Annotated in this window: 17 protein-coding genes; 8 read left to right on the top strand and 9 right to left on the bottom strand. The window is 34.8% G+C overall.

Going from position 1 to position 23021, the window contains the following annotated elements:
* Positions 1–124: 124 nt before the first annotated feature.
* Complete coding sequence (bglX, locus tag QE431_RS16900; protein WP_307297954.1) at positions 125–2422, top strand: beta-glucosidase BglX; 2298 nt, start codon at positions 125–127, stop codon at positions 2420–2422.
* Between the two features lie 105 nt (positions 2423–2527).
* Here bglX and QE431_RS16895 read toward each other — a convergent pair whose 3' ends face one another.
* Together QE431_RS16895 and QE431_RS16890 are read right to left on the bottom strand one after the other, a co-directional pair.
* The gene (locus QE431_RS16895; protein ID WP_307297951.1) at positions 2528–2863 is read right to left on the bottom strand and encodes a DUF5615 family PIN-like protein; all 336 of its coding nucleotides are present in this window, start codon (positions 2861–2863) and stop codon (positions 2528–2530) included.
* Positions 2863–3093: a DUF433 domain-containing protein gene (locus tag QE431_RS16890; protein WP_307297949.1), complete on the bottom strand. Its 231-nt coding sequence runs from the start codon at positions 3091–3093 to the stop codon at positions 2863–2865. Before QE431_RS16890 ends, QE431_RS16895 begins: the two co-directional genes overlap by 1 nt.
* A gap of 114 nt (positions 3094–3207) precedes the next feature.
* Between QE431_RS16890 and QE431_RS16885 the strand changes: the two genes are divergently transcribed.
* Positions 3208–4164, top strand: coding sequence for an aldo/keto reductase (locus QE431_RS16885; RefSeq protein ID WP_307297947.1), 957 nt, complete (start codon positions 3208–3210; stop codon positions 4162–4164).
* Positions 4165–4217: 53 nt separating this feature from the next.
* Here the strand turns inward: QE431_RS16885 and QE431_RS16880 are convergent, their stop codons facing one another.
* The 7 genes from QE431_RS16880 to QE431_RS16850 all read right to left on the bottom strand — a co-directional run bounded on the left by QE431_RS16880 (position 4218) and on the right by QE431_RS16850 (position 13296).
* Positions 4218–6197 carry a glycoside hydrolase family 97 protein gene (locus QE431_RS16880; RefSeq protein ID WP_307297944.1) on the bottom strand — a complete coding sequence of 660 codons (1980 nt, stop codon included), beginning with the start codon at positions 6195–6197 and terminating at the stop codon, positions 4218–4220.
* A 129-nt stretch (positions 6198–6326) separates the two neighbouring features.
* The gene (locus QE431_RS16875; protein ID WP_307297943.1) at positions 6327–7613 is read right to left on the bottom strand and encodes a cellulase family glycosylhydrolase; all 1287 of its coding nucleotides are present in this window, start codon (positions 7611–7613) and stop codon (positions 6327–6329) included.
* 128 nt (positions 7614–7741) lie between these two features.
* Positions 7742–8248 carry a hypothetical protein gene (locus QE431_RS16870; protein WP_134139802.1) on the bottom strand — a complete coding sequence of 169 codons (507 nt, stop codon included), beginning with the start codon at positions 8246–8248 and terminating at the stop codon, positions 7742–7744.
* A 67-nt stretch (positions 8249–8315) separates the two neighbouring features.
* A complete protein-coding gene (locus tag QE431_RS16865) occupies positions 8316–9506 on the bottom strand; it encodes an AGE family epimerase/isomerase (protein WP_134139803.1) in 1191 nt (396 codons plus the stop codon).
* A gap of 6 nt (positions 9507–9512) precedes the next feature.
* Positions 9513–10703, bottom strand: coding sequence for a glycosidase (locus tag QE431_RS16860; RefSeq protein ID WP_307297941.1), 1191 nt, complete (start codon positions 10701–10703; stop codon positions 9513–9515).
* Positions 10704–10731: 28 nt separating this feature from the next.
* Positions 10732–12120, bottom strand: coding sequence for an MFS transporter (locus QE431_RS16855; protein WP_307297939.1), 1389 nt, complete (start codon positions 12118–12120; stop codon positions 10732–10734).
* 39 nt (positions 12121–12159) lie between these two features.
* Positions 12160–13296, bottom strand: a complete 1137-nt coding sequence (locus tag QE431_RS16850) for a glycoside hydrolase family 26 protein (RefSeq protein WP_307297937.1) — start codon at positions 13294–13296, stop codon at positions 12160–12162.
* 305 nt (positions 13297–13601) lie between these two features.
* Between QE431_RS16850 and QE431_RS16845 the strand changes: the two genes are divergently transcribed.
* The 6 genes from QE431_RS16845 to QE431_RS16820 all read left to right on the top strand — a co-directional run bounded on the left by QE431_RS16845 (position 13602) and on the right by QE431_RS16820 (position 22971).
* Positions 13602–14480 (top strand): AraC family transcriptional regulator, encoded by an 879-nt coding sequence (locus tag QE431_RS16845; RefSeq protein ID WP_057117015.1) that lies wholly within the window; start codon positions 13602–13604, stop codon positions 14478–14480.
* A gap of 317 nt (positions 14481–14797) precedes the next feature.
* Positions 14798–17989, top strand: coding sequence for a TonB-dependent receptor (locus QE431_RS16840; RefSeq protein WP_307297934.1), 3192 nt, complete (start codon positions 14798–14800; stop codon positions 17987–17989).
* Positions 17990–18000: 11 nt separating this feature from the next.
* Positions 18001–19599, top strand: a complete 1599-nt coding sequence (locus QE431_RS16835; protein WP_057116844.1) for a RagB/SusD family nutrient uptake outer membrane protein — start codon at positions 18001–18003, stop codon at positions 19597–19599.
* 17 nt (positions 19600–19616) lie between these two features.
* Complete coding sequence (locus QE431_RS16830) at positions 19617–20672, top strand: hypothetical protein (protein WP_307297932.1); 1056 nt, start codon at positions 19617–19619, stop codon at positions 20670–20672.
* A gap of 89 nt (positions 20673–20761) precedes the next feature.
* Positions 20762–21994, top strand: coding sequence for a glycoside hydrolase family 27 protein (locus QE431_RS16825; RefSeq protein WP_307297931.1), 1233 nt, complete (start codon positions 20762–20764; stop codon positions 21992–21994).
* A gap of 11 nt (positions 21995–22005) precedes the next feature.
* Entirely contained in the window at positions 22006–22971 is a 966-nt protein-coding gene (locus QE431_RS16820) for a glycoside hydrolase family 5 protein (RefSeq protein WP_307297929.1), read from the top strand.
* The last annotated feature ends 50 nt before the right edge of the window (positions 22972–23021 follow it).

Genomic DNA, 23021 nt, shown 5'->3' with positions numbered 1-23021 from the left:
CTGACGAAGGAAGAGCGAGGACTTGAAACGGATAGCCCGACCCGGAGGGACACGCCCAAAAAACTTAGTAGCTCAGAACCTTAGAATCTCAGTATCTTAAAAAAAAACTAACTAAACCACACATATGAAAAATAAAAAAATAATAACTATTGGGGTTTTTGCCCTTTTTACGATTGGAAATATGAATGCACAAAAAAAGCCGTATCTGGATAAAAACAAAACTGTTGAACAGCGAATAGATTTGCTTTTGCCGTTAATGACGCTGGAGGAAAAAGTAGGGCAGATGAACCAATACAATGGTTTTTGGGATGTTACAGGTCCAGCGCCAAAAGGTGGGACTGCCGAATTAAAATATGAGCATTTAAGAAAAGGATTAGTGGGTTCAATGCTGACGGTTCGCGGCGTGAAAGAAGTTCGTGCCGTACAGAAAATTGCAGTTGAAGAAACGCGATTAGGAATTCCGTTAATAATTGGTTTTGACGTTATACATGGTTATAAAACGTTAAGTCCGATTCCGTTGGCAGAAGCTGCGAGTTGGGATTTGGAAGCGATAAAAAAATCGGCAGCGATTGCGGCAGATGAAGCTTCGGCATCTGGAATTAACTGGACTTTTGGACCAAATGTAGATGTCGCAAATGATGCACGCTGGGGACGCGTGATGGAAGGTGCGGGAGAAGATCCGTATTTGGGAAGTAAAGTGGGTTATGCAAGAGTAAAAGGTTTTCAAGGAGAAACTATTGCAGATCTTCAAAAAGTAAATACAATTGCGGCCTGTGCAAAACACTTTGCAGCTTACGGTTATGTCGAAGCTGGTTTAGAATACAATATTGTGGATATCAGCAATTCTAAATTGTACAACTCCGTTTTGCCTCCTTTTGAAGCTACGGTTCAAGCGGGAGTTCGTACGTTTATGAACTCGTTTAATACCTTAAATGGCGTTCCGGCAACGGGAAATGCTTTTCTGCAAAGAGATATTTTAAAAGGAAAATGGAAGTTTGACGGATTTGTAATTTCTGATTATGCTTCGATTCGAGAAATGATCGCGCATGGATACGCAAAAGATGAAACAGATGCAACTGCAAAAGCGGTAATTGCGGGTTCTGATATGGATATGGAATCGTATTTGTATGTGGCAAAATTGGTTGATTTGGTAAAATCTGGAAAAGTGAAAGAAGCTTTGGTTGATGATGCTGTTCGCAGAATTCTACGAGTAAAATTTGAGTTAGGATTATTTGATGATCCGTACAGATATTGTGATGAAAAACGCGAAAAAGAAGTTGTGGGAAGTAAAGCCAATAATGACGGCGTTTTAGACATGGCGAAGAAATCAATTGTATTATTGAAGAATGAAAAGAATTTGCTTCCGCTAAAAAAATCAGGACAAAAAATTGCTTTGATTGGCGCTTTGGCAAATGATAAAAATAGTCCGCTAGGAAGCTGGAGAATTGCTGCTTCTGATGATACAGCAGTTTCGGTTTTAGAAGGAATGCAGCAATATAAAGACAATCAGCTGACTTTTGAAAAAGGAGCCGATTTATTGAAACAAAAAGCGACTTTCTTAACGGAAACGGTTTTTAACACCACAGATAAAAGTGGATTTGAAGCAGCTAAAAAAGCGGCAAAAAACGCCGATGTTGTCGTAATGGTTTTAGGTGAATATGGTTTCCAAAGTGGTGAGGGAAGAAGTAGAACTGATTTGAATCTTCCAGGTTTACAGCAGGAATTGTTAGAAGAAATCTACAAAGTAAATCCGAATGTAGTTTTGGTTTTAAATAATGGTCGTCCGTTAAGTATTCCGTGGGCAGCAGAAAATGTTCCAGCAATTGTAGAAGCTTGGCATTTAGGAACGCAGACTGGAAATGCAGTTGCGCAGGTTTTATACGGAGATTATAATCCGAGCGGAAAACTGCCAATGTCGTTTCCTAGAAATGTGGGTCAGGTGCCAATTTATTATAACAAATACAGTACAGGAAGACCAATAGACAGTGATAAAAATGTTTTTTGGTCGCATTATATGGATGTGGAGAAAACGCCTCAGTTTCCGTTTGGTTTTGGATTAAGCTATACAAAATTTGATTATAAAGACTTGAAGATAAACAAAACTGCTTTCGCAAAAGGAGAAAAAGTTGAGGTAAGTGTTGAAGTAACGAATTCAGGAAATTATGATGGAAAAGAAGTAGTGCAATTATATATTCACGATGAATTTGCAAGTATCGTTCGCCCAATAAAAGAATTAAAAGGCTTTGAATTGGTGAATCTTAAAAAGGGTGAAACTAAAACGGTAAATTTTACTTTAACGGATAAAGAACTTGGTTTTTATGATAACGAAGGAAATTATTTAGTTGAGCCAGGAACTTTTAAAATTATGGTTGGAGGAAGCTCTGATAAAGGTTTACTTGGTGGTTTTGAAATTAAAGAATAGGTTTTTTTGAGGTGCAAAGTTGCACAGGTTCAAAGAAACAAAGGTTTTTTGCCACGAATTCACGAATTAATTGTTTAAAAATTCGTGAATTCGTGGTTATTCTTTTTAGTAAATTTCTAAAATCATTAATTCATCGTTTAAAATAAACGATTCAATTATTTCTTTCTTTGAAGTAAGAAGTTCAGCTATTTGTTTGGTGTTTTTGTTGAAGGTTTTTAGTATTATTACTTTTGGAGGAACGCCTTTTAGAAGTAATAATTTTTCAAAATCGTCGTCATGCGTAAGTACTGTGAAATTGTTTTTTCCAGCAAACTCCCAAATTTCTAAATCTTTTGCAGGCTGATTAACTGGAATATCTTTGGAATGAAAACAATCTGGGAAATCATTTTCAATGAGCTTTACAATTCTCCAAGAGATATTCGCATCCAAAAGTAATTTCATTATGCAGCAATTATTTTTGTGATATTTTCTCTATTTGCAGCAAAAGCTAAAGCTGCAAGAATATGTTCTTTATTTAATTCAGGAAAATCTTCAATAATTTCTTCAAAAGACATTCCTGTTGATAGCCATGAAAGTATATCTGAAACACAAATTCTGGTTCCACTAATTACAGGTTTACCAAACCTAATATCAGGATTTATCGAAATTAAATTTTGCCAATTATTATTCATAATATTATAATTTAAACAAATTTACAAAATTAAAAATGAATTAGTTTTTTTAATTATTGAGGTTTGTTTTCTACCTTTAAAACCTATAAAAACTCCAACCATTAAATTAAAATAATGAAATATAACAGATGCGGAAAGAGCGGGTTATTATTACCTGAGATTTCTTTAGGATTATGGCACAACTTCGGGTCAGTAGATAATTTTGATAATGGTGAAAGTATTGCTGTAGAAGCTTTTGACAAAGGTATTACTCACTATGATTTAGCCAATAACTACGGACCAGTTCCTGGTTCTGCAGAAACTAATTTTGGTAAAATTCTATGGCATAATTTTCAAGGAAACCTGCGTGATGAAATCATTATTTCGACAAAAGCGGGATACACAATGTGGGACGGACCTTATGGCGATTGGGGTTCCCGTAAATATTTATTGTCAAGCTTAGACCAGAGTTTAAAACGAATGAAAGTTGATTATGTTGATATTTTCTATTCGCATCGCCCAGATCCTGAAACGCCGATTGAAGAAACGATGATGGCTTTGGATTATGCTGTGAGAAGCGGAAAAGCGTTGTATGTTGGAATCAGTAATTATTCGGCAGAGCAGACTCGTGTTGCGGTTGATGTTTTAAAACAATTAGGAACGCCGTGTTTGATTCATCAGGCAAAGTATTCAATGCTGGAACGTTGGGTTGAAAATGGTTTATTAGATGTTTTAGAAGAAAAAGGAGTGGGCTGTATTGCATTTTCACCTTTGGCACAAGGACTTTTAACGGATAAATATTTAAACGGAATTCCTGAAAATTCAAGAGCGCATAACCCAAACGGACATTTGAAAGAAGATGAGGTTACGGCAGAACGTATTCAGAAATTAATTCAGCTGAATGAAATTGCACAAAATAGAAATCAATCTCTGGCGCAAATGGCTTTGGCCTGGCTGCAAAAAGATAAAAGAATTACATCTGTTTTAATTGGCGCAAGTTCTGTAAAACAATTGTGTAATAATATTGATTGTTTGCAGAATACGGAGTTTTCGAATGATGAGTTAAATGCGATTGAGAAGATTTTATCTTGACTATATCAAACCTAACAGGTTTTTAAAACCTGTTAGGTTTCTATATTTTTTTATTAAATAATCATCGCCAATCCACCACCGCTTGCTAATCGATACGTTAATTTCGTTGCAGAATCAATTGTAATGATTTCTCTTTTATAATCAGTTGCAGCTTTATCTGCATTTAAACCATCAGAGAAAATTTCAGCTTGGAATTTTTTGCCTTTTTCAAGGAAAGAAAAATCGATTGTAATATCTCTGGACTCCCAATTTGTAATTGACCCTAAATACCACGTATTGCCTTTTCTTCTGGCAATGGAAATGTATTTACCAACTTCACCATTTAAAGAAACCGTTTCATCAAAAGTTGTTGGAACTTTAGCAATAAAATCGGTACTTTCCTGCTCTTTCATAAAAGCTGTTGGACTGTCTGCCATCATTTGCAAAGGCGCTTCAAAAATGGTGTAAAGTGCCAGTTGATGACATCTTGTTCCCTGACTCATTGGGTTGGAATTACTTGGCTTGAATTCGCTTTTTGTGGCATTTCGCATAGCTCCGGGCGTATAATCCATTGGTCCGGCCATCATTCGGATAAACGGAATGGTGCAATCGTATAACGGAACATCATCATTTGGTGTCCATTTATTGTTTTCTAAACCTTTAACGCCTTCAAAATTTAGAATGTTTGGAAAAGTTCTCTGAATTCCGGTTGGCTTGTACATGCCGTGGAAATCCAAAAGCAATTTATGATTGGCTGCTCTTTGAGCAATATCGTAAACTGAATTGACCATTTTAGCATCGTCGCGGTCTATAAAATCAACTTTAAAACCTTTTACGCCCAGCTTTGCATAATTGTCGAAAACTACTTCTGCTTTATCATGTATAGCCATCCACGAAGCCCACAAAATAATTCCAACGTTTCTCTCTTTCGCGTAGGCGATTAAAGCTTTGAGATCAACATTCGGGTTGTGTTTCATAATATCGGTTTCTACGCTCCAGCCTTCGTCTAAAACCACATATTCGACTTTGTTTTTAGAAGCAAAATCAATATAGTATTTATAAGTTTGTGTATTGATTCCGGCTTTAAAATCAACATTATAAATGTTCCAGTCGTTCCACCAGTCCCACGCTACTTTTCCGGGTTTTATCCACGAAACATCTTTTATTTTTGATGGCTCGGCCAATTTCTGAACCATATCATTATTGGCTAAATCCGCATCATTTTCAGAAATCACAATTGCTCTCCACGGAAAACTTCTTGTTCCTCTGGTTTTTACCAAATAATCTGCTCTTTCTGTAATTAATTTGTTGAGGTAATTGAAACCGCCGTTGATTTCCTTTAGCGGATATTTAGAAAATCGAGATTCAAAACCAGAATTGTTTTTATTATTGGTTACAAACAGTCCCGCGTAATCTTCCAGATTTGCTTCTAAAAAAACGGCTTTTTTATGATTTTTATAATCAATTAAAAAAGGTAAAAAGGCTAAAGTATCTTTTTTGAACTCGCTGATTTTTTTGTTTTCATAATGCGATTCAAACGAAGAAATAAACGGATCTTTTGGATTTCGTAAGTCGCGGACGTAAGGCATCAAAGTATTGTAATCCTGATCAAAGTTTAAAACCACTTCTTCAGATTTAACGGTAATATCTTTTTTCTTTTTAGTTATAAAACGATACGCAGCGCCGTCATCAAAAACGCGATATTCGATGCTGAAGTCATTTTTGAAGTTTAAAGTCAATTGATTGTAATTGTTTTGAACTGATTTCTTTTTGTACAAAGGTGTTTCAAAAGAAGTGTTTACAGTTTCCTTTTTTGAATTTAAAACAACAGCATTTTTTCCTAAAACAATATTTTCGTCCAAAGTCATAGACATTTCTGATGGAGTCAAAATCACATCGTTTTCATGCAAAATTGTCCAGCTGATTTTATCATCAACATTAATTTTAACTTCAATTTTTCCGTTTGGAGATTTTACAGTAAAATCCTGTTTCTTCTGCGAAAAAGATAGGTTTAAGAAAAATAAAAGCAGCAATATTGTTATAGCGTTTTTCATCAATTTTTGATTTGTTTTTTCTGTAGAGACGCACCGCAGTGCGTCTACGCCAAGTTTACGTTCCATATATTCGTTGCACATAAGACGCACTGCGGTGCGTCTCTACAGAAAAGGGGGATGAATATTTTTTTATTTCTTCAATTCTAGATTGTATTTCTTAACGATTTCTAAAGTCGATTTATCGCCGTTAAAAACAGAATTCAAACCTTGTGGTTCTTGCGGAGGATCTGTTGTAAGTGGTTCACCCGGATTCCATTTTCCCGTTTCATTAACGGCTTTTCCTTCACCGCCATATCCCCAGAAATTCGCTGCCTGCAACGGACCTCCATTTTTATGACTTTCTAGAACTCGTCCAAAAATATAACTGTAAAATTTATCTCTGTAGATCGACGAAGCCCCAGCATTTAAGTTTTCATTTTCCCTCGGAAGACCAAATTCTTCTATAATAATTGGTCTCTTTAAATTATTTGCCACTTTAATATGATCGTCAATATATTTTCCAGTGTTTTCGATTGTTTTTGGCATTGTAGCTTCGGCATTGTCGGCTTTAAACCAGTTCCAGTTTTTTGGCCAGATATGCATGGTCAAATAATCGATATTCGGATTCTGATGCGTTCTTTCAAAGATTTCCATGCTGTCGTTCGAACTGTTTTTTCCTTCAGAACCCGTAGAAACCAAGTGATTTTTATCTAAACTATCAATTAAATCCACAATGTTGTTTAACCATTTTGTGAATTTAGCTTCATTTTCTACTGTAAAAAGTCTTGGTTCATTTCCAACCTGCCATGCCATAATGGTGTTGTCTTCGTTGTATTTCTTTTTAGAATAAGCATTTGTTCTTCCAATAATAAACTTTACATGATTATTTAAAGCTTCCATGCAAGGTTCGCAGCTGTGAAACTGTTCTGTATACGACATAAATTGAGGCCAAGTGTTTGGCGGAATATTCGGAACCGGAATTGCACCTTTACCGTTCCATTCTAGATATTGCGACATTCCGCCCGACCATTCCCAGTTATTTGTCAAGTACAAAACGGCATACATATTACGTTTGCTCATTTCATTGATTAAAAAATCTAAACCATCCAAAAGATCTTCATCATATTTTCCCTGCTCATATTGCAAAGCCGGGCGAACCGTAAAATCGTATTTTCCTCCATCCGCACCAACCAAAACACGAAGGTTATCAATTCCGTTTTTCTTCATTAAATCCAACTCGCGTAAAAGTCTTTTTCTGTCCCCAATTTTTTTAGAAGCAAGCATACTGCCGTACCAATAATTGGTTCCGATGTAGGCATAAGGTTTATCACCTTTATAAAACTGCGTGCCTTTTACCGTTATTTTTTCCTGCGCCTGACAAGCAATTGTCGACAAAAGCAGTGTTAGAGAAAGTGTTTTGAGAAATCTGTTTTTCATGATTTATATTTTAAGGAGCTGTTTCCCGCTATCCGCTGTATCTTTTATGGTGAACCCCACCATAAAAGGATGCCGCTTCTATCAGGGCTAGGACTTTACGTTACTTTAGACCTTTTTATTTATATCGTTTAAGGATTTCGTTTTAAAAATTCTTCTTCAGAAAGCGTTGTTATTTTAATATCATCAAAAAATACAGTACCGTTAGTTTGGGCAAGAGCGAGCATTATCCTAATCTTTTTAGCATCTGCAGGAACCTTTATGGCTTTTTTGTAATTGATCCAGCTTGTGGTACCTTTTGCATTGCCAATTAATTCAGAGCTGATTTTCTTTTCAGCATCAGTGGTAAATTCGATAATTATTGCGGCAGCTTTGTAATCTTCTTTTTGGATTTCTACACCGTCGGTTTTCATCCATGCACTGCATTCGATTGCAAAAGTATTTCGCGGAATTGAAACAACTTGATCAAAAGCCCTCCATTCTGCACCAGTATATTGATTAATCAGCGCACCATTTTTCCCAGATTTTTTATCATACGTAGAAAGAGCACCATTTTCTTCGCCTCTCCAATTTACAAACTCGTATTCGAAACCTGCATTTTTTATAAGATTTGTTTGCGCGGTTATTATTGTGGTCATAAATAATAAACTAAAAAGAAAAAAATGTTTCATAAGCGACTGTAAATTAGAGTTAAAATCAATAAAGTTATTCTTTAATACGCTGTATAAGTTCCAAACAGGCTCGGCCATTATGATAAGGACATTTCCAGAATCCGGCTTTGTCTTTTTCGATTAAAGAATAGTCGTGGTAAATTCCCCAAACCCATTCTCCGTTTTTCTGATCGAGAATATGTTTTTTTATGAATTTCCAATTTTTGTAAACAATTTCCAGATATTCTTCTTTTTCAGTTAATTGGTAAGCGTTGTAAAAACCAATTAAAGACTCCGCTTGCGGCCACCAATGTTTTTCGGCAATTAATTTGTTTTTCTCCGGATCAAATTCGTACCACAAACCTCCATCAGAATCAAGTCCTTCTTTTGTAACTTCAGCAATTTGAACGGCGTATTTTTTATAATTTTCGATCAGTTTTTCATTGCCCGAAATTTCCGCACACTGCTGTAAAAGCCAAGCTGCTTCAATGTCGTGGCCATATGAAATAACATCTGGTTTTTCGACCCAATTTTCGTTGAAAAATAAACGTAAATGAGCAGTTTCAGTATTAATGAAATATTTCTCGATTGTTTCTAATAATTCAATAATATCTTCAAGCAGTTTTTCATCTTTCCAGACTTTGTATAAATTTACATAACCTTCAATAATATGAAGATGCGTATTCATAGTTTTCTTTTCATTCGCATCTTTTGCACTCAAACGTAAATCTTCAATTGGCTGCCAATCTCTTGTAAAAGCTTCAAAATAGCCTTTGTTTACAGGATCGTAACTGTGTTCTTGAATTTTTAGATATAAATTTTTAGCAATTTCTAAAGCTTTTTCATTTTTTGAAATCACATAATATTCAGACAATCCGTAGATTGCAAATGCTAAAGCATAAATTTGATTTTTGGTGTCTTTTGGAGTTTTATCCTCATTAATACTCCAAAAAAGACCGCCAAATTTTGTGTCATAAAAATAAGCACTGAGAAATTCAAATGCTCTTTCTGCCAATTTTTTGTGGTTTTCGTTTTTTGTGGTTTGATAACTGGCAGAGAAAGTCCAAAGAATTCGGGCGTTTAAAACCGAACCTTTTTCTGCATTTTCAATTCTTTGATCATTAAAATCGATCTGACCTGCAAAACCGCCATTTTGCTCATCAACAGTATGTTCTGACCAATATTTTAAAATGGAATCAAGTTCTGAGGTGAGTTCAGATTTTAAAAGCTTTCTTTGTAATGACACGATATATTAAATTGCGTTGTTTCTTTCGATTTGATCAATAATAGTCTGTACAGAACCTGCAGAAATAAAAGTGTCTGCTGGTGCATTGGTAACATAATCAACTAATTTCTCTACGGTTGAAACTGCTACGTGCATTCTGGTGTCTGAAGAGGCATAATAGACATAAACAGTTCCGTCATTATCTTCAATCCATCCGTTAGAAAATAAAACATTCGAAACGTCGCCGACTCTTTCAGTTCCTTCTGGTCCCATAAAATGTCCGGCAGGAACGTGTGTGACTTTTGTAATATCATTCAAATCTGTCATGAACATATACAAAGTGTAACGTAAACCTGCAGCAGTATTACGAACTCCGTGTGCCAAATGCAGCCAGCCTTTTGATGTTTTGATAGGAGCAGGGCCAAGACCATTTTTCAATTCATAAATAGTATGATATTGTTTTCCAAAGATGATTTTTTCTTCTTTAACAACAGGGTTTGTCATGTCTTCCACATAACCTAAACCAATTCCGCCGCCACTTCCAACATCAATAAAACCATCTTGAGGGCGTGTGTATAAAGCGTATTTTCCGTTTACAAATTCTGGATGTAAAACAACATTTCGCTGTTGTCCCGTATTAGAAATTAAATCAGGAAGTCTTTCCCAGTTAACTAAATCTTTTGTACGAACTATTCCAGCATTGGCTACAGCCGAACTTGTATCGCCTTTTGGTGCTTTTGGATCTTTTCTTTCAGTACAAAAAATACCGTACACATAACCATCTTCATGATGAATCAAACGCATATCGTATACATTTGTGTCTGGTTCTTCTGTCTGCGGAATTACGCAGGGTTTGTCCCAAAACTTGAAATTATCAATTCCGTTTGGACTTTCGGCAATGGCAAAAAATGATTTTCTGTCGATTCCTTCTACACGAACTGCCAATAAATATTTGCCGTTCCATTTCATTGCACCAGCATTAAAAGCAGCATTTATTCCGATTCTTTCTTGCAGGAAAGGATTTGTTTTTTCGTTAAAATCAAAACGCCAGTTCAACGGAATGTGCGCAGCAGTTACTACAGGGTTTTTGTAACGGTCATAAATTCCGTTTCCAGCAGCTTCCTGAGGTGCATTTTTTTGTTCAAGAAGTGTTGTATGTTCTTTTTCTAATGCCGACTTTCTTTCTCGAAAAATGGCTGAAGATGTTATCGTTGTCATATTAATTGATTTCGGTATCTGTACTAATTTATTTTTGGTCTCGTTTTTGGTTTAAATCTTGTTCAATTGTTTGAAGTTTTTCTTCAGATAATGGGTAAAATGCTATAAAAGCTACCGATATTCCAGCTGCTATTGCCGGAAGTATACTCAGCATTAATTGAATTCCGTTTTGAGCGGTTGCAGTTTGTTCTACATTTGCTTGAAAACCATAATATCCTAAAAGCCATCCAGCTCCTGCACCTCCAATTGTCCATCCAAATTTTTGTGACATGGAAGAAGCAGAAAATACCAGTCCTGTAGCTCTTCGTCCTTGTTTCCATTCAGAATAATCGGCACTGTCTGCGTACATTGACCAGATTAATGGAAAAATACAGCCTGCACAAATACTGATTAAAACTTGGAAAGTCATGATTAAGAAAATGTCTTCTTTTCCAAATAAATAGAAAATCAAACTAAGAATTGCCGCCAGTGCCATTGCACCAAAAAAGGTTTTCTTTTTACCAATTCTATTTGCAATTGGCGTCGCTGCGATCACTCCGATGATGTTCGCTGCTTGTCCTAAAACCAAATATATTGAGGTTGGAGTCATATGAAAATCGGTTCCGAAAAGCGAAAAATCGAAGTTTATACTGCTGCTTACATAATATTTGAAATAGTAAACCGCAGCACCATCTCGAATTGAATTGAAAACTAATGCGCCAATTCCAGCTCCCAATAAAATCCACCAAGGTCTATTTTTTAAGAGGTCTTTTAAATCCTCCTTTAGATTGTTTTGTTCGTCTCCAATTGGTTGTACTCTTTCTTTTGTAAATGCAAAACAAGTCCAGAAGAATATAGTTGTAATTAATCCGAAAACGGCAATTGTTGTCAGCCAGCCTGTTTTTGAATTTAAGTTTCCGCCGAAGTAATTTACCAAAGGTTCAATCAGCCAAAGTGCCAAAAGACTTCCTCCAAAAGCAAAAACCATTCGATAAGATGAAAGCGTATTTCTTTCTTTTCTATCAGAAGACATTACGCCCAAAAGTGAGGCATAAGGAACATTAATTAATGAATAAATCATCATCATTAAAGAATAAGTCACATAAGCGTAAATGATTTTTCCTTTTTCGTCAAAATCTGGAGTATAAAAAGTCAAAACTCCAATCACGGCAAATGGTATGGCGACCCAAAGTAAATACGGTCTGAATTTTCCCCATTTACTTTTTGTTCTATCAGCTAAAATTCCAACAATTGGGTCAAAGCAGGAATCCCAGATTCGGGTAATTAAAAACATGGTTCCGACTATAGCAGGCGCTAATCCGAAAACATCGGTGTAGAAAAACAACAGATACATGCTGAAAATTTTCCAGAACATAGATGATGCAGCATCTCCAAGACCGTAACCTATTTTTTCTTTTAAACTAATTTTGTCGTGCATTAGATTTTTTTTAAAGATTGTCATTTGTTTTGTGGGCAGTTATTTTAATTTTTTTGGAATATCTTTTTCAAATATAGTTTGATCTAGATTATAAAAATCGACAAAATCTTTTTCACTTACTTGTCTTGAGAAAGGTGCGTAATAATGCATTTTTTGCTCTTTTTCCTGCCAGCCGTGATTTCTCCAAAGTAAAACATAAGAGATCTTATAATCTCCAATTGCTTTTAATAAAGTTCCTGTCCACCATTTAGGGTCTGGAACGGCTTCATAACCAGCTTCGGCCAAAGCTATTATTTTATGTTTTTTAATATTGATTTCATTTAAGATTTTAAACTGATTTTGAACTTCGGCAATAAATTTCTCTCCATTTGGATCGTTGCTATTTTGGTAAGAGTCAAAACTTAAAATATCGGCGTAATTATCTCCGGGATAGTTAGCTAAAAAATCTGCTTCACTTCCAAAACCACCTGTGTTGTAAACGTAAATTAAATTGTGGACACCTTTCTTTTGTAGATAATCAAAGGTAAATTTCCAAGCCGTTTTAAATTCTTCTGGGGTACAATTTCCTTTTCCCCACCAAAACCATCCGCCGGTAAGTTCATGAAAAGGTCTGAAAAGTATTGGAATGTTTTTGCCGTTTTTATCTCTTAATGACAGAAAAAATGTAGCCGCTTTATCTAACCAAGAAGTAAATTTTTTGTGGTTTTCGGCTCCTGGTAAAATTGTTTTTAAAGAGTTTGGAGTGTGATCCCAAGCATCTTTTCCTGTTGCAGGATTGTCAAAATGCCAGCTTATGGTTGAAATTCCGCCTCTTGCATTGGCTTCAATAATGTATTGTTTCATTTTGGCAAAAGGAACGCCGTCAATATTATTAGGTTTTTCATTTTCCAAACCTGCAATATCCCAGCCATATACAGCTGGATAATCGCCCGCTACATCTTTTACATCACTTCGACCGTCTTCATATTTCCATTTCACGCCGTAAGCCAAATCATCTTGATGACCAAAAAGAAAACCTTTTTGAGATAAAGTATTTAGGTTTTTATAAAGTGTCTTAGTTTCTGTAGTTGCTTTTTTATCTGAAAGTGACAAATTAGTATTATCTATACTTTTTTGCGCTATGCATGAACTGGTAAGTACTGTTACTGTCAAAAGTGTCAAAAAGTGTTTTTTCATTGCAGATTAGTTAGTTTGTTTTTCGGCTAAAAGCAAAATAAACAAGTGGTTATGGTTTGGAAATAGTATTGATTTGTCTGTCAAAAAATCATTATGATTTTATTGCTAAAATTATTAAAACTATAAAAACATATTCAATTAAAAATGATTAATGTTTATTATTAATGTTCTTTTTAAAGAAATGATAATTTATTTTTTCAAAGATAATTGGATGATTATAGTGGAATTAATATTATTTTATCAATTATATATCATATTATTGCAGTCAAAAAACAAAATATTACGTTACTAATAATAATTCTGAGATGGGGACTACGAAAAATTTTTATAGAGAAATTGCACCGCTTGCTGCTAGCGACAGCTTTTTAGTTTTTGACCGAGTTAAAGACAGCTTTGATTTTCCTGTTCATTATCATCCGGAATTTGAAATTAATTTTATTTTAAACGGAAAAGGTGTTAAGAGAGTTGTGGGAGATAATATTGAAGAAATTGATAATATCGAACTCGTTTTAATTGGCCCAAATTTATATCACGGCTGGGAGTTGAGTAAATGTACCAGTAAAAAAATTCATGAAATAACGATTCAGTTTCATAATGATTTATTTCATGAATCCTTATTGTCTAGAAGAATTATGAATCCGATTCGTGATATGTTTAACAGATCTATTCACGGAATTCTTTTTTCGAAAAAAACAGCAGAAGAATTGACGCCAAGACTTGTAAGGCTTTCGAAACTAGACGGAATGGATTATTTTTTAGAAATTACCTCTTTATTATATGATCTGGCAAATTCTAGAAATCAGCGTCTGCTTTCGACTTATACAGTTGACTATGATACTTTTGATGACTACGATAAAATGAAATTGGTCTACGAATATGTGCAGAAACATTTTGCTGAAAAAATTACTTTAGAAGACGTGGCAAATGTGGCGAGTATGTCTATTATTTCTTTTAATAGATTCATTAAAAAACGTACAGGTAAAACTTTTGTCAATTATATAAATGATATTAGAATTGGTTACGCTGCTCGCTGGCTGGTAGAAAAAGATATGAGCGTTTCTGAAGTTGCGTTTAAATCTGGGTTTAATAATATTGCCAATTTTAACCGCAGTTTTAAAGCGACAAAAAATTGTACTCCGAGTCAATACAGAGAAGATTTTTCTGGATTGAAACGTATTTTATAGTGATACTTTTTTGTCACTAGTAAATATTATTTTTAACGAAATCGTTTGATTTTACGCTTTTTGTTGATTTTTATATAGGTGTTAGGTTCTTTTTGAGGATTGTTGTTGCGAATAATTTAATTTTTATATGATTTTATTTTCATATGTGTTTTTTTAATCGCTTAAAGTAAAAATATTATCATTAAATGATATAATATTATCGATTTGATAATTCTCTCTGTTATAGATTTGTTAAATAATTTAAGAGTTTGATATACCAGGCTTTTTGATCTCTTAGATTGGCAATAAAACAAATTTAAACTAACCAAACACTTATTATGAAAAAACTAATGACTAGCTTCATTCATTGGAAGGCTGACCACAGAGCTGTTCCTTTGATATTATTTTTGTTACTGACCAGTAATTTTATTACTGCGCAGGTAAAGGTTTCGGGGACGGTATCTGATGAAAAGGGATTATCTATCCCAGGGGCAAACGTATCAGTTGCAGGTTCTAAAGCAACGGTTTCAACTGATTTTGACGGTAAATATTCTATCGATGTTCCTGCAAATTCAACTTTATTATTTTCTTTTATCGGATTTGCTACGCAGAAGGTTGCTGTAGATGGTAAATCGACTATAAATGTAATTTTAAAATCAAATGCTGAAGATTTAAAAGATGTAGTTGTAATTGGTTACGGTACTCAAAGGAGAAAAGATGTAAATAGTGCTATTTCTAGTGTTGCGGCAAAAGATATTGAGAACCTAAAAGTAGCCTCATTTGACCAAATGCTTCAGGGTAAAGCTGCGGGGGTAGTTGTAAATAGTAACTCTGGAGAGCCGGGAAGTAATGTTTCTGTAAGGATTCGTGGAGTTTCTTCTTTAACAGGTACTAATGAACCTTTGTATGTAATTGATGGTGTGCCTATTTCTGGTGATGCGAGAAACTCTTCTACTTCTGGAAGAAATGCAGCTGGAGATTCTAACTTTTCAAACAACGGAAATATTACTGTAAGTCCATTAGCGCTTATTAACCCAAGCGATATTGAGTCTATTGATATCTTGAAAGATGCTTCTGCTACTGCAATTTATGGTTCACGCGGAGCAAATGGAGTTATCATTGTAACTACTAAATCAGGGAAAAAAGGTACTGGGAAATTGTCTTTTGAAAATTCATATTCAATCAGTAATCTGCCTAAGAAACTGCATTCTATGAATTTGCAGCAATATGCTACTCATCAAAATGCTTTGGCAGATGTCTATGATCCGTCATCAAAACGTCCAGAATTTGCTCATCCTGAACTATTAGGAAAGGGTACAGACTGGCAGGATGCTATTTATGAAACAGGATTAATGAGTTCTAATCAGTTGTCTTTTTCAGGCGGAAAAGAAGGGATTAACTATTATATCTCTGGAGGTGTTTTAAATCAAGAAGGTATCGTAATCGAATCTGGATTTAAAAGATACAATGTTAGAGCTAATATCGATGCTAAGGTAAACAGCTTTATTAAAGTTGGTATCAATGTAAGTGGTGCAATTACAGATGAAAAACTTACACTGAACGGACAGTTTAATGGAGTTGTAGCTACTTCTCTTTTGGCGACTCCAGATGTGGCAGTAAGAGAATTGGATGGTGCATTTGCTGGACCAACAAGTGGTATTTCATTTGTTAATCCTGTTGCAACCTCTTTATTAGGTTCAAATACATTAGTAAGAAAAAATTATTCTGGAAATTTTTATACTCAGGTTGATATTCTTAAAGGTTTAGAATATCGTTTTGAAGCGGGAGGGTATATCTACGATAATTTAGGACAACGATTTGATCCTATGTATTCTTTGGGTAATGCGGTGAAAAATTACGCTAATCTATATTATAATCCGTCTTCTGGTAATTCATGGAACTTAAAAAACATGCTTACTTACAGAAAGACAATTGATAAACACAATTTTACAATTTTAGCTGTTCAGGAATCAAACAGAGCACATTGGGAAGGATATTCTATGGAAGGAAATGGTTATAAAGATAATAGTAACCAGACGCTTGCCGGCGGAGATTTAGCGAAAGCAGTGCTTAAAAGTACTTATTCTGGAACTCAAACTTTATCATCTTATTTAGGAAGGGTAGTTTATGATTACGCAGATAAATATGGTATTTCTGCTGCGATTAGAACAGATGGATCTTCTAAGTTTTTCGTAGGAAATAAATGGGGTGTTTTTAGTTCTGCCAGCGGTTCTTGGAAAATTTCGAACGAATCTTTCATGGAAAGCACTAGAAAATATGTTGATAATATCAAGTTAAGATTTGGATGGGGGCAAACAGGAAACAATCAAATCGGAAATAACTTGTACGATTCTAATCTTCACGTAGTGGTAAGTTCTATGGGAACTTCTTATCTTCCTTCAAATACTCCAAATAAAGATTTGAAATGGGAGACTCAGGATCAAACAAACTTAGGTTTAGATTTTACTTTGTTTCAATCCAAATTTACAGCATCGGTTGATGTTTATAAAAAAGTGTCTAAAAACTTCTTGTATCAGGTTCCGTTGCCAAATTATCTTTCTGGAGGCGGTGATTATGAAGGTGGTGTAAATCCTCCATATTTTAACCTTGGAAGTATGCAGAATAAAGGTATCGAGGTAACTCTTGGCTATCATAATAAATTCTCAGAAAACTTCTCTTGGGATTCTAGTTTGAACTTTACCAAGTATGAAAATAAAGTTACAGACATGGCAGGTTTAAATATTATAAAAACAACTAATACACTTGCTTATAGTACTGTAAGTGTTTCAAGAACGCAGGAAGGTCTGCCGATTGGTTCGTTTTTAGGATACGAAGCTGTAGGGATTTACAGAACTGATGAAGATTTATTAAAATACGGACATGTTGACGGTTCAGGAAATAGAGTAGTCTTAAAAAACGGAACAAACTCTTTATTGCCAGACTTTGTAAAAGGTGATGTTATTTATAAAGATTTAAATAATGATGGTAAAATCGATCAAAACGATTTAACGAATATTGGAAATCCAAATCCAAAATTCACTTACGGTTTTACAAATAACTTTAAATATAAAAATGTCGATTTATCGATTTTCCTTCAAGGAACTGCAGGAAATAAATTGCTGAATTTAACTCGTGCATCGGGAACGATGAATAGTAACTTGGGAACTAATTATTTAACAGAAGCTGCCGATTTCTATTCTGCGAATAACTTAGATGCTTCGCTTCCTAAACCTTCTAGTTACGATCATATCAATAATGCCGTTTCTACCCGTATGATTGAAAATGGTTCTTATTTAAGAATTCAGAACGTAACTTTAGGATATTCGTTGCCATCGGATATAATTTCAAAAATCAAACTAACAAGATTGAGAATTTATGCTTCTGGACAAAACTTATTCACTTTTACAAAATACACAGGTTATGATCCTGAGGTGGGTGCTTATAATCAAGACGCATTAATGTCTGGAATTGATAACGGACGTTATCCTGTGCCAAGACTAATTTCTTTTGGTTTTAATGTTGAATTTTAATAAAAAATAATATGAAAAATATATATAAAAGAGGCAGCGTAGGTTTTATGGCGTTATTGATGTTGTTCTCATCCTCTTGCTCTCAAGATTTTATAGATGTTCCTGCAGAAGGAAATCCTACAATAGGAAGTTACTATGATTCTGACGAAAAACTAGACAATGCGACCAACGGACTTTATGGTTTAGTTTGGTTTAATATGAATAAAGAAGGTTTTTACGGTATTACAGATGTAATCTCTGGTAATATGTATGCCGATATTTATAATGACTTTGGAAAATTTACAGATTTGAGTTTTACAAATACATCAAGATATATTTCAGATTCTTGGAGATCTTGTTTTGGAGCTATTGCAAATTCTAATGCTTATATCAGTAATTTACCGCAGAGTGTTGGTCCAAATGTTAGTAAGGAAGCTTTGAATAATACATTAGGAGAATGCCATTTTATTAGAGCATTTTCTTATTTCTTCTTGGTAAGATTATGGGGAAATGTGCCTATTATCGAAAATAATGCAGACTATTCTAAAAACTACGTTATTCCGAGTAATCCAACTGAAGATGTTTACAAATTCATCGAAAATGATTTAAAATTTGCGATTGCTAATTTGAGAACAAAAAACAGAGGTTCAGATTATGCTGCGAATGCGCACGTATCAAGCGGTTCTGCAAAAGCAATGCTTGCAAAAGTTTATTTATATCAAAAGAAATATGACTTGGCGAGACAAATGGCTCAGGAAGTAATTAACAGCGGTGAGTTTAAATTGTTAGGAGGTGATGAATTACCGACTAAGTCTTTTGCCGACTTGTTTTTGCAAAAAAACAATAATAACGAAGAATCTATTTTTGCTTGGCAATGGACAGGAACTGGAGGGTATTTTGATGGTAATTTCACCAATACATTATTTGCTCCAGAAAACAGATTGGTAGAAACAACGTATTCTGGACAAATTGCACCATCTCAAGATTTAATTAAAAATGTTTTTGAAAATGGAGACAGAAGAAGAATTGAGACTTTTATGCTTCCTGGAGATTTCTATCCAAATTTGACTTACGCCAAAACACTTGATCTAGGTGCTCCAAAAATTCTGGGTTATACTTTTGAACTTCAGTACGAAGCTCAAAAATCTGGTGCAGGATTGAAAAAATATGTTATCGGGAAAGAAAATCTCCCAATAACGGGAGCGTTTAATCCTGTAAATAATGGAGAAAGTAGCATGAACAGCTACATGATGCGTTATGCAGAATTACTATTAATTCATGCTGAAGCAATTTTGGGCGGACAAACAGGCAGTACATCAGATGCACAAGCGCTTCAATCTTATAATGCAGTTCGTAAAAGAGCAGGGCTTGCACCAAAATCAGTTATAACATTCGATGATATTTTTAAAGAAAGACGTGCTGAGCTGGCGTGCGAAGGAGATTATTATTTTGATTTAGGTCGTTTACCTTTTGAAAAAGCAAAAGCGATTCTAGAAGCACAAAATAGAGGAAACAGAGAAGCTGAAAAACATATTACAATCTCGGCAACAAATCTTTTATTACCTTATCCAGCTGACGACTTGACTAAAAATCCAAAATTGACAGAAGTAGTACCATATACTTTTAAATAATTTTAAAAATATAAAACATGAAAAATTTAAAAATTGTTTCATTAGCAGCATGTCTCGCATTAATAATATCATTATTGCTTTTTACTTCATGCTCTAACGATGATAATGCAGATGCTTCCAGCGGAGGACCTGTAATAGAATCAGTAATGCCTTCGGGATATAATCTTGACGGAACTCTTAAGCCGCTAGAGCCAGTAACATTAGTAGATCCGAAAAACTATTATGTTATTCACGGAAAAGGACTTTTGGGTACTACAAAAGTATATTTTAATGATTTTGATACTTATTTTAGACCAACTTTTGTAACCGATACTGACATAATTGTTTTGGTAGATGAAGCGACTCCTTTTGCGAATGCTTCGAATAAACTAAAAGTTGTTACAAAAAATGGAACAGCAGAGTTTGATTTAATGGTTGCGCCTCCAGTGCCAACATTTAGCGGTTTTAATTATATAAATTGTGCAGAAGGTGACGAAGTAATTATAAAAGGTAAGTATTTTCTAGATCCTATTGTTACGCTTTCAGCAACTCCAACACAGCCTGCTGTTCCAGTTGAAGTAATATCATCAACTTTAGAGCAGGTAGTAGTTAAAATTCCAGCCAATGCAGATCATAGATATTTGGCTGTAACCAATATTTCAGGAACAGCAGTTTCAAAAGAAGCAATTGGCACAGCGCTGTATGATGATAAACTATATGGAATGCAATGGGGTGGACCTTGGGCAGGCAAAGGAGTTAATTTTGATTTTGGAGGAGATTCCTATCAAGGAGAAAAATCTTGGCAGTGGGAATTTGCTGGCTGGGACGGTGGAAACTGGGGCTTTAATTTTGATATGACACCATATAAAGCCTTTAGAATTGCTGTAAAAGCAGCTAAAAATGGACAAGTGAACTTTAATTTAAATGGAGGGCCAAACTATGTAATTCCAGTTACAACAAGTTGGGTTTATATGGAAATTCCGTTGGATAAATTAGGAAGTCCATCAAGTGTTACAATGATTACATTCCAAGAGTCTAATAATGACGGTGGTAATACTGTATTGTTTGACGATTTAGGATTTGTATTAAAATAAACATTTCTGTTTTTTGAGTTAGTTTTGTGATATTCCCTAATTTTCAATTAGGGAATATCTTTTTTGTATATCTTTTAAATTCATTGAGAATGAAGAAAATAATTTTAATGCTGACTTTGAGTGTTTCCAGTTTTGCTTTAGCTCAAGGCAATACACATAAACAACAAGCCGGAAAATTTGAAGGCCTTGCAATGACTCCGCCAATGGGCTGGAATTCGTGGAATACGTTTGCAACGAATATTGACGAAAAATTAGTAAAAGAAACTGCTGATATAATGGTTTCTTCTGGTTTAGCGGCTGCCGGTTACAATTACATTGTCTTAGACGATGGCTGGATGACACATGAACGTGATGTAAATGGCGATTTAGTTCCTGATCCACAAAAATTTCCAAACGGAATGAAATCACTGATTGATTATGTGCATGGTAAAGGATTAAAATTCGGATTATATAATTGTGCAGGAACAAAAACCTGTGCAGGATATCCAGGAACAAGAGGTTATGAATATCAAGATGCTCGATTTTATGCCAAGCTTGGAATCGATTTCTTAAAATACGATTGGTGTAATACCGAAGGAATTACCGCTAAAGAAGCCTATACAACAATGAGCAATGCGTTAAAAACAGCTGGAAGACCAATTGTTTTTAGTCTTTGCGAATGGGGCGATAATCAGCCTTGGGAATGGGGAAAACCAGTTGGAAACCTGTGGAGAATTTCGGGAGATATCTATCCTTGTTTCGACTGCGAATTCAAGCATCCAGAAAATTGGTCGTCTTGGGGATTTATGAAAATTGCCGATATGCGAAAAAACATTCGTAAATATTCTGGCCCAGATCATTGGAATGATTTTGATATGATGGAAGTTGGAAACGAAATGAATGATACAGAAGATAAATCGCATTTTGCAATGTGGTGTATGTTGTCGTCTCCATTATTTACAGGAAATGATTATCGAAAAATGTCTAAAGAAACACTGGCAATTTTGACCAATAAAGAGTTACTGGCCGTTAATCAAGATAAGCTTGGAGTTCAAGGATTTAAATACGCTGTTTTAGATGGAGTAGAAGTTTGGGTAAAACCGCTTTCTGATGGAGCTTGGGCAGTTAGTTTTATCAATAGAACTGAAACTTCAAAGAAAGTTAATTTTGATTGGAATAAAAACAATTTCAAAGATGCCGATTTCGGATATGAAGCGGATTTTAATAAGACGACATTCAAAATAAAAGATCTTTGGAAAAATAAAGAAGCAGGAAATACTAAAAAAGCATTTAGTGCAGCAATTGCTTCGCATGATGTTATAACTTTAAAACTAATTCCTTAAAACCTAATATTATGAAGTTGAAGCTTTGGTATGTCACTTTTTTTCTTGTAATGTTTGGCAGTATTTCGAATGCACAATTTGTAAAAAAGCATGGTCAGTTAAGTGTTCAGGGAACGCAGCTTGTAGATAAGAATAACAATCCTGTTGTTCTTCGCGGACTAAGTTTTGGCTGGCATAGTTTATGGCCTCGATTTTATAATGAAAAAGCAGTAGCCTGGTTAAAAAAAGATTTTAATTGTAATGTAGTTCGCGCTGCAATGGGTGTAGAACTCGGAGATCTTTCCTATATTAATAATCCGCAGTTTTCTAAAGAAAAAATAGAAGCAGTTGTAAATGGCGCCATAAAATCGGATATCTATGTAATAATAGATTGGCACAGCCACAATATCAACTTAAAAGAGGCGAAAGTATTTTTTGAAGAGATGTCAAAAAAATATGCTAAGTATCCTAATATTATATATGAAGTATTTAATGAGCCAGATCATGAAACTTGGTGGGAAGTAAAAAATTATGCGGAAGAGGTAATTAAAGTCATCAGAGAGAACGATCCTAATAATATTATACTCGTTGGCTGTCCGCATTGGGATCAAGATATTGATCTTCCTGCCGAAGACCCAATTACAGGTTATACTAATATAATGTATACCATGCATTTTTATGCTGCCACACACGGAAAAGAATTAAGAGACAGAACAGACGCGGCAATCAAAAGCGGACTCCCCGTTTTTGTTTCAGAATCAGCAGGAATGGAAGCATCAGGAGATGGACCTTTAAACTATCAAGCTTGGCAGGAATATATAGATTGGATGGAATCTAGAAAGATAAGCTGGATTACTTGGTCGGTATCTGATAAAGATGAAACTTGTTCAATCCTAAAGAAATCAGCTAAATCTGAAGGGAAATGGCAAGACGAAGATTTAAAAGAATCTGGACTTAAAGTTCGAGAATATTTAAGAAAGTATAATAAGGTAGACTAGAAAATAATTGTCTGTTTAAAAAGAGCCTGTTCAAACTTGAGCAGGCTTTT

Source organism: Flavobacterium sp. SORGH_AS_0622 (genome assembly GCF_030818825.1).
GTDB lineage: Bacteria > Bacteroidota > Bacteroidia > Flavobacteriales > Flavobacteriaceae > Flavobacterium.
This window is presented reverse-complemented; position numbering and strand designations above follow the sequence as displayed.

What these genes read in the sequence shown, in the direction of transcription:
- QE431_RS16890 (WP_307297949.1), bottom strand. Translation starts at nt 3,093, where the DNA reads ATGAATAATAATTGGCAAAATTTAATTTCGATAAATCCTGATATTAGG.
- QE431_RS16860 (WP_307297941.1), bottom strand. Translation starts at nt 10,703, where the DNA reads ATGACAACGATAACATCTTCAGCCATTTTTCGAGAAAGAAAGTCGGCA.
- QE431_RS16850 (WP_307297937.1), bottom strand. Translation starts at nt 13,296, where the DNA reads ATGAAAAAACACTTTTTGACACTTTTGACAGTAACAGTACTTACCAGT.
- QE431_RS16885 (WP_307297947.1), top strand. Translation starts at nt 3,208, where the DNA reads ATGAAATATAACAGATGCGGAAAGAGCGGGTTATTATTACCTGAGATT.
- QE431_RS16880 (WP_307297944.1), bottom strand. Translation starts at nt 6,197, where the DNA reads ATGAAAAACGCTATAACAATATTGCTGCTTTTATTTTTCTTAAACCTA.
- QE431_RS16875 (WP_307297943.1), bottom strand. Translation starts at nt 7,613, where the DNA reads ATGAAAAACAGATTTCTCAAAACACTTTCTCTAACACTGCTTTTGTCG.
- QE431_RS16855 (WP_307297939.1), bottom strand. Translation starts at nt 12,120, where the DNA reads ATGCACGACAAAATTAGTTTAAAAGAAAAAATAGGTTACGGTCTTGGA.
- bglX (WP_307297954.1), top strand. Translation starts at nt 125, where the DNA reads ATGAAAAATAAAAAAATAATAACTATTGGGGTTTTTGCCCTTTTTACG.
- QE431_RS16820 (WP_307297929.1), top strand. Translation starts at nt 22,006, where the DNA reads ATGAAGTTGAAGCTTTGGTATGTCACTTTTTTTCTTGTAATGTTTGGC.
- QE431_RS16825 (WP_307297931.1), top strand. Translation starts at nt 20,762, where the DNA reads ATGAAGAAAATAATTTTAATGCTGACTTTGAGTGTTTCCAGTTTTGCT.
- QE431_RS16840 (WP_307297934.1), top strand. Translation starts at nt 14,798, where the DNA reads ATGAAAAAACTAATGACTAGCTTCATTCATTGGAAGGCTGACCACAGA.
- QE431_RS16845 (WP_057117015.1), top strand. Translation starts at nt 13,602, where the DNA reads ATGGGGACTACGAAAAATTTTTATAGAGAAATTGCACCGCTTGCTGCT.
- QE431_RS16895 (WP_307297951.1), bottom strand. Translation starts at nt 2,863, where the DNA reads ATGAAATTACTTTTGGATGCGAATATCTCTTGGAGAATTGTAAAGCTC.
- QE431_RS16835 (WP_057116844.1), top strand. Translation starts at nt 18,001, where the DNA reads ATGAAAAATATATATAAAAGAGGCAGCGTAGGTTTTATGGCGTTATTG.
- QE431_RS16830 (WP_307297932.1), top strand. Translation starts at nt 19,617, where the DNA reads ATGAAAAATTTAAAAATTGTTTCATTAGCAGCATGTCTCGCATTAATA.
- QE431_RS16870 (WP_134139802.1), bottom strand. Translation starts at nt 8,248, where the DNA reads ATGACCACAATAATAACCGCGCAAACAAATCTTATAAAAAATGCAGGT.